We start from the raw sequence: 14,521 nt of genomic DNA, 5'->3' as shown, positions 1-14,521 counted from the left end.
TAACTTACATTAATCACAATCCCCAAAGTATACTTTAACAGGTTATCTTTGGGGATTTCTTATATCACTATTTATGAAAACAAATCATTTATTTTCAGCTCTGCTCTCTTTAGCGCTTATATGTCCTGGAATAGCGCAAGAAACACATTATCAACGTCCTCCTGCAGTTATCGAGGAAGTGGCCTTGGCCAAGCTTTCTCCTATCATCCGAATTAGTGATAACAATCAGTGGGCACTCCAGTTAGAGCGTTCCCCGTACCGGTCTATCGCCAAGCTTGCGCAACCGGAGCTTAAATTAGCGGGAATGCGTATCAGTCCCGAAACATTCAATACGAGCCGGCAAGCCGAATATACGGGTGCCAGTTTAATGAACATCGCTACTCAAGAAGAAATCAAGATAGAAGGAATTCCTGACAACGCAGTAATCACAGAAGCCTCATTCTCTCCTTCATCCAATAAGGTAGCTCTATTCGTGGAAGAAGCGGATGGCGTATACCTTTATATCTGTACCCCGGAACAGCCCATAGCGCAGAAAGTAAGTACCCGTAAAATCAACGCGACAAGTGGAGCGGAGATCTTATGGATTAGCGACAATGAGTTTATTACGCTTATGGTTCCGGGAAACAGGGGTAAGGCACCAAAGAAACCCACAGTTCCATCCGGTCCCATCATTCAAGAAAGTACTGGAAAGGTGATGCCCGCTCGTACCTATCAAGACTTGCTGAAAAATCCATACGACGAGCAATTATTCGACTATTATTTCACCTCCCAATTGGTACGTATAAAAGAGGGCATTGTGTACGAGATCGGAAAACCGGCAATCTACGGCAGTACGCTTTCATTATCCCCGGATAAATCTTTGCTACTTATCGCGACAGTTCATCGTCCGTATTCCTATCAAGTACCGGTATATAACTTCCCACAAAAGTTCGAGGTCATAGACTTACAAGGCAATTCCATTTATACGTTAGCGGATAATCCAACCGTCAATATTCCGATGGGATATGACACGACCTCGCCTTATCCCCGTCAATTCGGATGGAGATCGGATCAACCGGCTACCGTTTACTGGGCGGAAGCGCAAGATAAAGGAGATCCTAAGCAAAACAAGACTGATTTCATGGATATTATCTACCAAATAAGCTATCCGTTCAACAGCGAGAAACAGGAAGTCGCAAAGACAGAGAAACGTTTCCGCAACATCCTGTGGAATGACGATGCTTTCGCTTTATTGATCGAGACTTCCCGGGAGACTCGAAAAAACAGGACATTTACTTTTAAGCCTTGCTCTTCTGAGTCTCCGGTTCTATTATTCGATGTATCCACCGACGATAATTACAACAATCCGGGAAATCCACTTACGGTTAAAAATGCGTATGGCAAATATATCGTTTATACCAATAAAGCCCACAATGAGTTATTGATGCTTGCCCAAGGTGCCTCTCCTAAAGGGGATATGCCTTACCTTAGCCGTTACAATTTGAAAACAAAAAAGAACACGGAACTTTGGCGCTGCGAGGACGGATATTATGAGACCATCCTAAAGGTAGCGAATCCGGAAAAGCTGCAATTGATCACTTCACGTCAATCCATTACAGAACCGGCGAATCTCTGCTCTCGTGACTTGAGAAAGAAAAAATTCGCTCAATTGACTCATTTCGCCAATCCATATCCGGCCATGGCAAACGTTAGTAAACAAAAGATTAAATATAAACGTGCCGATGGATTGGACTTAACCGCAACGGTATATCTCCCTGCCGGATATGATAAGGCAAAAGAAGGCCCGCTACCCGTCTTGATGTGGGCTTACCCAAGAGAATACAAGAGCAAGGCCGAGGCATCCCAGGTACGTGGTTCCCAATACATGTTCACGAACATCAATTACGGATCACCAGTCTATTGGGTATTGAGAGGATACTGCGTAATGGAGAATGTCGAGATGCCGATCGTAAGCACGAGCGAGGGAGCGGAGCCAAACGATGATTTCATTGAGCAATTGACAATGAACGCCGAGGCGGCCGTAAAAGTTATTTCCGAGATGGGTGTAGGTGATCCGAATCGTGTAGCCGTAGGAGGACATTCCTATGGAGCTTTCATGACAGCGAATCTATTAACACATACCAAACTGTTCAAAGCCGGCATCGCACGTAGCGGGGCTTACAACCGTACGCTTACCCCGTTCGGCTTCCAAACAGAGACCCGTACTTATTGGGAAGTACCGGAAATATATAATGCCATGTCGCCATTCATGTCTGCCGATAAACTACATGGAGCTTTATTAATCATACATGGTGAGATGGATAACAACTCCGGAACCTTTCCGATCCAATCCGAGCGCCTGTTCAGTGCCCTAAAAGGCCACGGGGCGATCGCACGTTATGTCGTATTGCCCTATGAGAGTCATGGCTACGCCGCCAAAGAGAACATATTACATCTATTGTATGAATGTGACCTATGGCTGGATCGTTACGTCAAGAACGCAAAAAAGTAAGTAGTACTGACTTTGCCAATGAAGTATATATCCTCTGGCATGAGAAGTATATCTCCTCTAACCAATGAAGTATATCTTCTATGAGGAAGCCAGCCGGCAGCCACCAATTGCCCTAAAACAACGATGCCCATCGTAAGGTTATAAGAATGCCCATCGTAAACTCCTTACAATGGGCATTCTTAACTCCTTATGATGGGCATTCAAAGAAAGCCCTATCTGAGATTCGTTTATTTTAGCAATGAACAAGGACAAAGATGATCCTTCTCGATATCCTTGAAATAGTTATAAGTACCTACCTTAAGATCCGCGCAAGCCGCCTCATCGCAAACAATGATTCCCTTCGGATGCAACTGCAAGGCGGTAATTGTCCACATTTGGTTCACGGCACCCTCAACGGCTTGTTGCAACGCACGAGCCTTGTTATGACCATTTACCATGATCAATACCTCCTTAGCGTCAAGAACCGTACCTACACCAACCGTTACAGAAGTCTTCGGAACTTTATTCACGTCATTATCAAAGAAACGGGAGTTAGCGATAATCGTATCTGTAGTTAACGTCTTGATACGAGTACGAGAACTCAAAGATGAACCCGGCTCATTGAACGCGATATGGCCATCAGGACCGATACCACCCAAGAACAGGTCTACGCCACCGACCGCTTTCATGCGAGCCTCATAAGACGCACACTCAGCCTCCAAATCCTCGGCGTTACCATTCAAGATATTTACGTTCTCCGGTTTGATATCGATATGACTGAAGAAATTATTCCACATGAAAGAATGATAGCTTTCCGGATGATCTTTCGGAAGGCCGACATACTCATCCATATTGAAAGTGATCACGTTCTGGAACGATACGACACCCTGCTTGTTCAATTCAATCAGGTTCTTGTACATACCCAGCGGAGAAGATCCGGTAGGCAAGCCCAGTACGAATGGTTTTTCAGCGGTTGGATTCGCGGCTTTGATCTTCGCTGCTACATAATTGGCAGCCCATTTTGAGAGTTGCTCGTAATTAGGTTCGATAATTAATCTCATAACGTTACGCTTTTTTTAATTGAAAATTGAAAATTGGAAATTGAAAATTAAAGGATTCCCAATCTACGCATCTCGCCTTTCTTTTGTTTATAAATTAGATCTATTGTTAATAGCTTTCGTTTTATCTGTTGTCGGAGCCTTTAGACTTTTCAATTCTCAATTCTCCATTTTCAATTTCCCAGCCATTTCCTTGCCCAAGGCTAAACACTCCTCGTATTTAGTAGCGCTTAAACCTTGCTTCTGCTCAACCGGCGTACCGACAGTCTCCCACTTCATCTTCTCGCCAAAAGCCGCCAAACGTTTCACGGCGGCTCCAGCCCATGTGAAAGACCCGAAATAACCGAAAATACGATTTTTCACCTCACGCAACTCGATCTTACTCAACACAGCTTCCACCTCTGGGAACAATTGATTGCTATAAGTCGGGCTACCTACGATAACTCCCTTATATTTGAACACATCTTTCAAGATATAAGAAGAAGGGCTTTTGCTAACATTATGCATCACAATATTCTTGATGCCATTATCAGCCAAAGAAGCGGCGATCGCCTCAGCCATCTGCTCCGTGTTACCATACATGCTGCCATAAATAATAACCACGCCTTCCTCACCTTCGTAGCGGCTCATACGGTCATAGATATCGATCGCTTTCGACGCATATTCACGCCAAACAGGTCCATGGGTAGAGCAAATCGTCCGGATATCCAAGCCCGAAAGCTTCTGTAATGCCCTTTGTACTGGACTTCCATATTTTCCGACAATGTTGGAGTAATAGCGAATCATCTCTTCCCAATAATGCTCCACGTTCATCTCCGTATCGATCACACCACCATCCAATGTGCCATACGTACCGAACGCATCCGCAGAGAATACGATTTTATCCGTAACGTCATAAGTAACCATCACTTCCGGCCAATGCACCATCGGAGCCATATAAAATACAAGCTCATGACGACCCGTATTCAAGGTATCACCCTCTTTCACCTCAAACAAGCCTTCCTTGATGCCATGATATCCTTCCAGCATTCCGAAAGTCTTATTGTTTCCGACAATCTGTACGTCCGGATATTGCTGACGCAACAAACGGATACTTCCCGCATGATCCGGCTCCATATGATTTACCACGAGATAATCCAAAGAACGTCCGTCCAAGGCATCCGCTACTTTTTTCAAGAAAATATCAGAGTAACAAACATCGACCGTATCTATCAATACGGTTTTCTCGTCTACGATCAAGTACGAGTTATAGGAAACGCCGTATGGCAACGGCCACATATTCTCGAAGAGGGCCTTTTGACGGTCATTAACTCCTACATAATAAACTTTATCCGCAATTTCTTTTAACTTGTACATCTTTTTTAATTGATAATTGATAATTAAAAATTGAAAATAACAAAGCGTGTGCTCTCTAATTTTCAATTCTCAATTTTTAATTTTCCATTTCTTAGCGCTCTCCAGACAAACCAGCACCCTGCCAAAACAAACGGGATACTTAGCCATTGCCCCATATTCAACATCATTCCAGCCTCGAAAGGCTCTTGGTCATTTTTCACGAATTCGATGAAGAAACGAGACCCGAATACGCATATCATAAATACGCCGAAGATAAGTCCTTGCTTTTTCCATGCCTCTTTCTTGAAATATAGCCACATACAGATAGCGAACGTCACCAGATAACAAGCGGCCTCATACAATTGCGTCGGATGGCTCGGAGCTGTAAAAATAGGCTCCGCCCCCATTCTCCATGCGTGTAAATTATCGATAAAACGAAATCCCCAAGGCAAATCAGTGGAATGACCGTAAATCTCATGATTCATCAGGTTTCCCAGACGAATCATAGCAGCTACCAATCCTGTCGGAACCACCAACTTATCGAAAGCCCATAACATACTTTTATGGCTTACTCGCTTCGAGTAGAAATAAATGGCGATAATTATACCTAACGTACCACCATGGCTAGCCAATCCTCCCTCCCAAATCTTGAAAATCTCAATCGGGTTGGCTAAATAATATTCCGGCGCATAAAACAAACAATGCCCCAAACGGGCACCAATCACCGTACCGAGCATCGTATAAATCAAAAGGGAATCGATCCATGCGGGCGGCAGTCCCTCTTTTTTCCACATCCGCTCTACAATCATATAGCCAATAGCGAAACCGATCGCGAAAGCCAATCCATACCAACGAATCTCCCGGGAACCGATGGTAAAGATAGCGGGATCGGCAGTCCATGTAATAAAGTCAAGCATAATTATTTCAGTTGGCAATTGACAATTGACAGTCGACAATCGCAAGTCAGGATTTCCCGAACTGTCAATTGCCAGCTGTCAACCATCAACTTATATTAAACGAGTCTTCTAATTAAGTTCTCTCCCTCGCCGTACAGCATATCGATTATCGGCAATTCGATCATCGTATATGCGCCCGGTTGTTGCTTCAAGCTCGCACGGGCGACAGAAACTAAGATCTGAGCGGTCAAGGCAGGGTTATTGATCTTCATATCGAATTCGATCAACTGGTTCTGAGTCTTGCCCGATACACCTTTACGAACCAAGTTCACGCCATGTCCCATATCCAACAGGTTATCAACACATTCAACCTGCATTACATGAGTCTCATCATGAGCGAAATAATCATCCGCCTTGATAGCGGCAGACACTTGCTTGAAATCGTATCCGTCTTCCACCTCGATATAAACCATACGACGGTGCACGCCCGTTCCCAAAGGAATCGTCATACTTAAAGCCGCTTTCACGCCTTCGATAGCCTTCACGGCAACCGTATGCCCCATACTCATTCCCGGACCGAAGTTCGTATAAGTAATACCTTTCGGCACCATCGCTTCTAACAAAGCACGTACCACAGAGTCGCTTCCCGGATCCCAACCGGCAGAAATTACAGCTACCGTATTATGAGCCTTCGCTACAGCATCCAAAGAACGACGTAAATCCACGATACCTCCGTGGATATCGAAACTATCCACCGTATTGATGCCTAAAGCCAGAATCTCTTTCGCATGCTCTTCCACGCTGCGTGTAGGAGTAGCCAAAACCGCTACGTCAACCTTATCTAACTTGGTGATGCTATCAGTAACCGTGTATGCCTTCAACTCGTCCGGAATATCATTCGGATTACGACGAATAATACCTGCTACCTCAAAATCCGGGGCAGCTTCAAGGGCCTCTAACACATATTTCCCGATGTTGCCATAACCTACGATGGCGGCTCTAATTTTCTTCATACTCTAGTTTTTACTTTTCAACCAACCGCAAAGTTAGACATAATTTAGAGCTTTAACAATAAGGAATACAGTTTTTATATCATTTTCAGAATGATATAGATCCTCACTCTTTCACGAATGAATCCGGATAGGTAGTAAGCTGCTCTACACCGGCTTTCGTACGAATCCAAGTCTTGAAGGTGCGGGCTCCCTCGTTCAATTCGATTATACGAGCTCCGTTAGGCAAATGTATGTATTCCGTCGGACCTCCGGTAAAACGACCGTAAGCCAATAGAACATCATGCCAGCAAACCGCATAATCGTCATCATGATCATGGCCGACAAATACCCCCATCACGTCCCCATTTTCTTTAATCGCCGTAAATAAACCGGAATTCAACGCCGGAGCGCATGCCTTTTCTCTACGTATGCCATATAGTTGGGCATTCTCATCGGAAGCCGCTTGATTAAACTCCGGCAATGCGATATGGAAGAAAGCCAAAGAAGGAACCGGCTCTCCCCCGTTATTCCGGGTAAACTCCGCGCTTTTCTTACAATACCAATCGATCTGGTCACGCTTAATATAATCGTATCCTTTTACCCCCTTGATAGTTGAATAGGTATTCGAATCGATGCAATACAAGACGAAAGCATCTTTCTTTCCGTCAGAGGAACGTACGGTCAAGGCGTAATTACCCACGCCTGAGATTTCGGGAACCTCATCCGCCGTTAAACTATACGGTAGGCTTTCGGCTACTTTCAGCAACTCCTCTTTTGTCGCCCCCTGCTCATTATCATGATTTCCGAAAACAATGGAGAATGGTATTTTACGGTCGGAGACTGTCTTCAATACATTCCGCATATTTTCCAACGCAGGCTTGCTATAGATAATATCTCCCGTAAAAATCACCAAGTCCGGTTTCTCGTCATCCAACACTTGGTTCATACGCTCAAAAGCGATGTCCGAACGAGGGTCTTGCCATTTCACATGCAAGTCCGTAAACTGTACAATCTTAAACTTCTTATCCGGATTAAACTTCAACCCCGGTTTTTGGGCAAATCCCAAAGAACTCAAGCCGGCGGCCAATAACAAGGCCCCGGCAAACATCCACTTTCTCACACTCATCAAATCTCGTGTTTTTTGTAATTAATAATTATTTATTCCTTTCCGAAACAAGCGTCGAACGCATGGGCGGAAGGTTGGAAATCCACTCTCTTCACCAATTCGCAAGATTCCCGTGCCCCATGTTCCCGATCCATAGCGCTATCTTCCCATTCCACGGAAAGCGGACCTTGATAGCCAATTGAATTCAAAGCACGGATAATCTCCTCAAAATTAATCTTTCCTCGTCCTAAGCTACGGAAATTCCAATATCGACGGGGATCGCCGAAAGTAACATGACCGCCGAATATACCCACCTGCTTAGGGGTATCACTCCAATATACGTCCTTCATATGCACATGGAAGATACGCTCCGGAAACTGATAGATGAAATCCACATAGTCCACCCCTTGATATCCTAGATGACTCGGATCATAGTTAAAACCGAAAGCAGGATGGTTATTTACCGCCTCCAATGCCCTGCGTGCGGAAAAAGTATCGAACGCGATCTCTGTAGGATGTACCTCCAACGCAAAACGTACACCCAGTTTCTGAAACTCATCCAAGATGGGCGTAAAGCGACGGGCGAAATCATCATACCCCTTTTGTATCATAGCGTCCGTTACCGGAGGGAAAGAATACAAATAATGCCAAATAGAACTACCCGTAAAACCTACAACCGTATCGACTCCCAACATCTTTGCCGCATGGGCGGTCCGGATCATCTCCTCGGTAGCCCGTTGGTGAACCCCTTCCGGATCGCCATCTCCCCAAATGTAATCCGGCAAGATTGCCTTATGACGCTCATCGATATTATCGCAAACAGCTTGTCCAACCAGATGGGTAGAGATCGCATAAAGCCGTAAGTCATATTTCTTTAACAGATCCTTGATTCCTTGATAATAAGCCGTATCCGTACGTCGGACATCCACATGATCGGGAAGTCCCAATTCCACACCGTCGTATCCGAATTCTTTCGCTTTTTGACAAACTGTTTCTAGTGATAAATCTCCCCACTGGAGGGTATATAATGTTACAGGACGTGCCATATATAGTATTATTTTTAGTCGATTATTTTTATCCATTTATTCTCTGTCGATCCGGTAGCTACAATCGTCTCGATAAACCGCATGCCACGGACACCGTCTTCGGCGGAAGGGAAATCCAAGGTCTCAGGAGCCGGTTCCTCACCAGCCAGAATCGATCGCAAAGCCAAGGCGAAATTCCGATACAAATTAGCGAATGCCTCTATATAGCCTTCCGGATGCCCGCCCGGCGTACGGGAATTATGAGCGGCGATACCCGACATATATCCATTGGAAGTACGGATGATCTCCACCGGACGATCCGGCCAACGCATAACCATCGTATTCGGTTCTTCTTGACGCCATTCCAACCCACCTTTCTCTCCATACACACGAATATTCAAGCCATTCTCTACACCTACGGCGATCTGACTAGCGGTCAGCACCCCTTTCGCGCCTCCCTCATAACGGATCAATGCCGCCCCATCATCATCTAAAAGACGATCCGGCACGAAGGTATTCAATTCACCGCATAATTCCACGGCCTTCAGCCCTGTTATATATTCCGCCAGATTAAACGCATGAGTCCCGATATCCCCCATGCAACCAGCCTTGCCCGACCGACCGGGATCCACCCGCCAAGCCGCCTGCTTATTAACATCAGCGCAATCATTATATAGCCAGCCTTGAGGATATTCCACATAAATACGGCGTATCTTACCTAAATCCCCCCTGCGTATCCTTTCCCGAGCCTCCTTCACCATCGGGTAAGCGGTATAGGTATGAGTCAGCATAAACAATTTTCCGGTTTCCTTCACTTTGTCTCGTAATTGCTTCGCCTCATCCAAGGTATATGTCATCGGTTTATCCAGTACGACATGGAAACCATGTTCCAACGCCATCATGGCCGGACCGAAATGCACATGATTCGGGGTAACAATAGACACAAAATCCATCCGTTCGCCTTCAGGCAGGGCGGCCTCTTTCTCTATCATTTCCTGATAAGATGCGTAAATACGATTATCCGGTAAAAATAAAGATTGTCCGGTAGCCAATGAATTCTCCGGGCGAGAACTGAAGCATCCACAGACCAACTCGATCTGTCCGTCTAAATTAGCGGCGATACGATGAACGGCCCCGATAAACGAGCCTTGTCCTCCACCGACCATTCCCATTCTGATTTTTCGTTTCATGGTATTATTCCGTTTTATTAAACTAAGGTAATTACATTGTTGATTCACAAAGCTATGAAAAATAACCCTGCATACGCCAATTTAACAGCTTAATATTTTTTAATTCACAAAATATATCGTTCCTTTGCGTCAAACATTTACCAAAAATATCAACTATGAAGAAAAATGAATTAGTGGCTATCGCCTGTCTGCTTTGTTTTTGTTGTTGTAATGGAACGGAAAAGGAAGTACCTAACCCCGACCTACAAGAGGAATTATCCCCCATACAGTTTACGATCGATTTACAAAAGGAAGTATTACCCTTCCCCGTAACCAAGAGTATTCCCGAGCTGAATATCCCTGAGCCTATTCCCAAAAATCCCGATGCCGAGGAAGATCCTTCTACACCGGATATCGACCCGGATAATTTATACAACCGGATCGATTATATCGTATACCAAAGCGGAAAACCGGACATTCTGGTAAAACATAAGCAATTCACGCCTCAAGATCCGGATTTCACGATCATTTATGATTCACTGCCCTCCGGCAACTATCATATTTGTTTCCTAGCCCACTCAGACAAGAATATCTCCGTGTCCGGACAAACCGCACTATTCAGTAAAGTATCAGATACGTTTCATCTTTTTCTCACCCAAGAAGTACAAGCGGGAGAAAGAATCATTAAAGATATCACCTTACAAAGAATCGTCGGCAAAATAGAGTTCATATCCGCCGATGCCGTACCTAAAGCCCTAAAAAGCTTCACGATAAATGTCTCCAATTATCAAAACAAGATTGATTTAACCACCGGGAATGGCATTTCTCAAAACACGCCTTATACACAAACCGACACTTTTAACGACTCTGATATCGGGAAAACAAATTTCTCCCATTCCTTCTTCACGTTTATCCCGGCTCCGGAATTCATGCTCAAAGCACACCTCTCGGCCAAAAATCAGATAAATGAAGTAACCCGGGAAAGAGAGGTTAATGACATCCTGCCTCTCAAAAATCACATTATTCGTTATACTGGGATTCTCTACACCCCGAAGGAATCAGACGATACCTTCACCCTTGATATATTAAACGGTGGCAAATGGGATAGCCCCATCGACAAAGATCTAAAAGATTAATACAAAGCCGATGTGCCAAATTTGACACACCGGCTACCTTTTTCCTAACCTTCACACTTATTTTGCGTCTTCTATCTTGAAGAGAGCGTTAAATCCCGTCAAACTAAAGGTCTCACGAACCACATTCCGCATACCGATCAAACGTAAAGACCCTTTCTTGGCAGTCGTCATTTTTTGTAATATTAAAAACAATCGGAGGCCCGCACTACTCACATATTCCAAATCAGAACAATCGACACATACTTTTACTCCCGGATTCTCCCATACCGGCAAAACCTTTTCCTCGCATTCGCGAGCCGTATTCGTATCCAATCTTCCTTTGATCTTAATTACAGTCTCTTCACCTTTTTGGTCAATAACTACTTCCATATCTTTATATTTTATTCGGTTATTTTTTTCTTCATGATAAAGACATTCCGCTCATCTACTCTCTGATAAGAGACCTCATCCATAATCTTCTTGATCAAGAAAATACCCAACCCTCCGATTGGACGGTCTTCGGCAGATAAAGTAATATCAGGGTCTTTTCTTAAAGTCGGATCGAAAGCAATCCCATGATCTATCAAAGTCACGATCAATTCCCCACCTTCCCTGACCAACGAAATGTCTACGGCATCCTCAACATCTCCCTTATACGCATAAAAAATTATATTTGAGACAGCTTCTTCCATCACCAGATTCAGGCTCATCATGAAAGCGGTGCTTAATCCCAATTCTTCTCCAGCTTCCTCCAAGAACTGATTCATCATGGAAAGCTCATGAATATCGTTCTTAATGCGTAATGTTTTTTGCATATATCTGAAAATTTTGCGCTAAAGATATAAAAAAAAGAAATATCCTTTCCTTAAATTTGTATCTTTACCTCCGAATAGTATTTAAAGGTATAGAGTTATGGCTAAAAGATATTTAATAAACATATTCTTATTGATCGCCGTCTTATGCGGGTTCAGTAGTTGCGAGGAGGATCCGTATTATGATCCGTATGAGGAAATCACCTATGATTTATGTAATTATGTATGGACAGATTGGTTTGTCGTAGACGGTTTAGATTGTGAGCAGCAACTTACATTTAATCCGGATGGGAAAGGATGGGATACAAGAATTTATCATTACCCAAGCGGACGCATAGATCGAGAGGAAATTCCATTCTACTGGGACTGGGACAATTACTATACCGATATACTTTATATGGACTATGAAGACGGCCAGACGGTCTTGAAGGACATATGGATAAGCGGCCGAACTTTTGAATGTCAATACAATGGCGAATGGGTGACGTTTAAAGCCTATTAAATGATACTCACCTCTGTTGCGATCATATTAAGGGTATTATCGAATCCGCTTGGTAATGTTTTCCAAAAGCAATTAACCAATCGGTATAACCACCCTTTATTAATCAACTTCTTGACATTCCTACTATTGAGCGTATTCTGTATCATCCCGGCGATCCAAGTTCGCTGGCTTGAGTTGCCTTTCGAATTCTGGAAATATTGTATTCTAGCCGGAATCGTGGGAGCTACCGGGAATGGATTCTTAGTAAAAGCTTTACAATGCGGGGATCTATCGGTACTGGGCCCCATCAATTCCTACAAATCCGTAGTAGGTATTATTGTCGGTATCTTCTTATTAGGGGAGATCCCGAACCTATGGGGTATCGCAGGAATGTCACTGATCGTATATGGGAGCTATTATGTTTTGGATACGATGGATGAGCATTTTTCCTTGGCTCTTTTAAAACGGAAAGAGATTCAATACCGGATATGGGCTATGGTCCTTACAGCTATCGAGGCGGTCTTTATCAAGAAAATCATCTTATATTCATCCACCACCATCTCGTTCATTGTTTGGTGTTGGTTTGGCGCGATTTTCTCTTTCGCTCTTTTATTCGCTTTCAAGGTCCATCTTGTCAAAGAATTCAAGCGAATCAAAATACGGGATCTTTCCTCCTACTTTTATTTGGTCCTTTGTATCGGCACCATGCAATACACCACCAATTACGTATTCGATCATATGGAGGTAGGTTATGCGTTAGCCTTGTTCCAACTCTCTACGATCGTAAGTATCTTCTTAGGATACCGTATATTCAAAGAGGAAAATATAACGAAGAAATTGATTGGCTCCGTTATCATGGTAGCGGGATCGGTCATGATCATCTTATTAAAATAATACATTGAGCTTATTTACAGATCAACCGTTCTATCTTATCCTTAAGCGGAAATAGATCTGTTTGAATGGTTCCCCACACTATCTCATCCCGAATCTGATAATACCCATGCACTAACACATGGCGCATGCCTATGACCTCATTCCATGCGATCTCTTGATGTTCCTCCCGAAATTCCTTTGTAATCAAATAAGCCGCCTCCCCTATAATCTCCAAATTCTTGATGACCGCAAAACGCAATATCTTGTTCCTGGAATACTCCTCAAAAGTCACATCTGTCGTGAACTCAATGACATTATTTATCGCCTCCAGCATATGCCGTAGACGTGTATCGTCTTTAGGCTTCTCTCTCATATACCAATATTTTATCCCGATCTACAGAAGAAACGGCAAAATCCTTCAATTGTCCTTCCTCCACCAAATCAACCTTACGATGCAACAATTGGCTTAGAGCTTCCACCATACCAGCATACTTGAATAATGTAATACGAGCGTGGGAGTCAAAACGAACCAGAATATCAATATCGCTATCCTTCGTCTCCTCTCCACGTGAACAGGAACCAAACACCCATGCTTTCTCTATTGGTTGCAAAGAGAAAAAGCCTCTTAGCTTATTAATTATCTGTTGTTTCATCTTTTAGTGATTACCTTGCGCAAATATAAACAATATTCTCACCACAAGAAACAACCTGCAGTAAGAAAACGCTTATTTTATTTACTCTCTCTTTATACAAGAGACAAAAAAACGTTTAACAATAAGGAGATCAACTTACTTGTTTTGACCAAGTTTGATAAAAAAGAGAGGAAATAAAAGTAGTCTCGCCGGGAATACCAATAATCACTATAAACACCTATAAATCAATTTAATAATTTAAGACAAAGATCCTGCGGTAAGAATAGCGGTAATAAAACCTCTCCTTAATCGTATCTGTAAACATCACATTTGCACTGCGAAATCAATATTTATATCCAAATTACACTGCCATACAGCGGTATCGCAAGTAGTTTATTTAACTCATAAACATCCAAAGGGAAACAGAGGAATGATAGAAGCCCCCTGCTGCCGTCCACAGGTACAAGGCCTCCCCCTAACAATCGAACCCCAGTTATCTACCACGCTCCATATTCTATGCATGCCGTACCCTTCTGGGGATCTATACGCATTGTGAAG

Annotated in this window: 15 protein-coding genes; 4 read left to right on the top strand and 11 right to left on the bottom strand. The window is 43.5% G+C overall.

Annotated elements, in window-relative coordinates; all coding sequences use genetic code 11:
* Positions 1-73 precede the first annotated feature (73 nt).
* Positions 74-2,491, top strand: a complete 2,418-nt coding sequence (locus tag DWY79_RS05515; protein ID WP_122368988.1) for a prolyl oligopeptidase family serine peptidase — start codon at positions 74-76, stop codon at positions 2,489-2,491.
* A 227-nt stretch (positions 2,492-2,718) separates the two neighbouring features.
* Here DWY79_RS05515 and nagB read toward each other — a convergent pair whose 3' ends face one another.
* From nagB to DWY79_RS05480, 7 genes are all read right to left on the bottom strand, one after another.
* Positions 2,719-3,531 (bottom strand): glucosamine-6-phosphate deaminase, encoded by an 813-nt coding sequence (nagB, locus tag DWY79_RS05510; RefSeq protein ID WP_005859323.1) that lies wholly within the window; start codon positions 3,529-3,531, stop codon positions 2,719-2,721.
* A 156-nt stretch (positions 3,532-3,687) separates the two neighbouring features.
* Positions 3,688-4,884: an FprA family A-type flavoprotein gene (locus tag DWY79_RS05505; RefSeq protein WP_122368987.1), complete on the bottom strand. Its 1,197-nt coding sequence runs from the start codon at positions 4,882-4,884 to the stop codon at positions 3,688-3,690.
* A gap of 62 nt (positions 4,885-4,946) precedes the next feature.
* Complete coding sequence (lgt, locus tag DWY79_RS05500) at positions 4,947-5,780, bottom strand: prolipoprotein diacylglyceryl transferase (RefSeq protein ID WP_005859327.1); 834 nt, start codon at positions 5,778-5,780, stop codon at positions 4,947-4,949.
* Positions 5,781-5,875: 95 nt separating this feature from the next.
* Positions 5,876-6,772 carry a diaminopimelate dehydrogenase gene (locus tag DWY79_RS05495; RefSeq protein ID WP_122368986.1) on the bottom strand — a complete coding sequence of 299 codons (897 nt, stop codon included), beginning with the start codon at positions 6,770-6,772 and terminating at the stop codon, positions 5,876-5,878.
* 103 nt (positions 6,773-6,875) lie between these two features.
* A complete protein-coding gene (locus DWY79_RS05490; protein WP_122368985.1) occupies positions 6,876-7,877 on the bottom strand; it encodes a metallophosphoesterase family protein in 1,002 nt (333 codons plus the stop codon).
* A gap of 32 nt (positions 7,878-7,909) precedes the next feature.
* Positions 7,910-8,902: a sugar phosphate isomerase/epimerase gene (locus DWY79_RS05485; RefSeq protein ID WP_005859333.1), complete on the bottom strand. Its 993-nt coding sequence runs from the start codon at positions 8,900-8,902 to the stop codon at positions 7,910-7,912.
* 14 nt (positions 8,903-8,916) lie between these two features.
* Entirely contained in the window at positions 8,917-10,071 is a 1,155-nt protein-coding gene (locus DWY79_RS05480; protein ID WP_122368984.1) for a Gfo/Idh/MocA family protein, read from the bottom strand.
* A gap of 155 nt (positions 10,072-10,226) precedes the next feature.
* On the opposite strand from DWY79_RS05480, the gene DWY79_RS05475 reads away from it, so the two are divergent.
* On the top strand, positions 10,227-11,186 hold the full coding sequence (locus tag DWY79_RS05475) for a hypothetical protein (RefSeq protein WP_122368983.1): 960 nt from the start codon (positions 10,227-10,229) through the stop codon (positions 11,184-11,186).
* Positions 11,187-11,243: 57 nt separating this feature from the next.
* Here DWY79_RS05475 and DWY79_RS05470 read toward each other — a convergent pair whose 3' ends face one another.
* Together DWY79_RS05470 and DWY79_RS05465 are read right to left on the bottom strand one after the other, a co-directional pair.
* Positions 11,244-11,555, bottom strand: a complete 312-nt coding sequence (locus DWY79_RS05470; RefSeq protein WP_005859339.1) for an STAS domain-containing protein — start codon at positions 11,553-11,555, stop codon at positions 11,244-11,246.
* A gap of 11 nt (positions 11,556-11,566) precedes the next feature.
* The gene (locus DWY79_RS05465) at positions 11,567-11,980 is read right to left on the bottom strand and encodes an ATP-binding protein (RefSeq protein ID WP_005859341.1); all 414 of its coding nucleotides are present in this window, start codon (positions 11,978-11,980) and stop codon (positions 11,567-11,569) included.
* A gap of 97 nt (positions 11,981-12,077) precedes the next feature.
* Here DWY79_RS05465 and DWY79_RS05460 point away from each other — a divergent pair, with 97 nt between their 5' ends.
* Both DWY79_RS05460 and DWY79_RS05455 read left to right on the top strand, forming a co-directional pair.
* Positions 12,078-12,479, top strand: coding sequence for a hypothetical protein (locus DWY79_RS05460; RefSeq protein ID WP_008772763.1), 402 nt, complete (start codon positions 12,078-12,080; stop codon positions 12,477-12,479).
* Complete coding sequence (locus tag DWY79_RS05455; RefSeq protein ID WP_036633345.1) at positions 12,480-13,352, top strand: DMT family transporter; 873 nt, start codon at positions 12,480-12,482, stop codon at positions 13,350-13,352.
* A 10-nt stretch (positions 13,353-13,362) separates the two neighbouring features.
* Here the strand turns inward: DWY79_RS05455 and DWY79_RS05450 are convergent, their stop codons facing one another.
* Both DWY79_RS05450 and DWY79_RS05445 read right to left on the bottom strand, forming a co-directional pair.
* Entirely contained in the window at positions 13,363-13,704 is a 342-nt protein-coding gene (locus DWY79_RS05450) for a DUF86 domain-containing protein (RefSeq protein WP_122368982.1), read from the bottom strand.
* Positions 13,688-13,984 carry a nucleotidyltransferase family protein gene (locus tag DWY79_RS05445; RefSeq protein WP_005865085.1) on the bottom strand — a complete coding sequence of 99 codons (297 nt, stop codon included), beginning with the start codon at positions 13,982-13,984 and terminating at the stop codon, positions 13,688-13,690. Before DWY79_RS05445 ends, DWY79_RS05450 begins: the two co-directional genes overlap by 17 nt.
* Positions 13,985-14,521 lie beyond the last annotated feature (537 nt).

The sequence above is a fragment of the Parabacteroides sp. AF27-14 genome, from assembly GCF_003635425.1.
Lineage (GTDB): Bacteria > Bacteroidota > Bacteroidia > Bacteroidales > Tannerellaceae > Parabacteroides > Parabacteroides distasonis.
The sequence above is the reverse complement of the archived record's forward strand: the minus strand, read 5'-3'. Positions and strand labels throughout refer to the sequence as shown.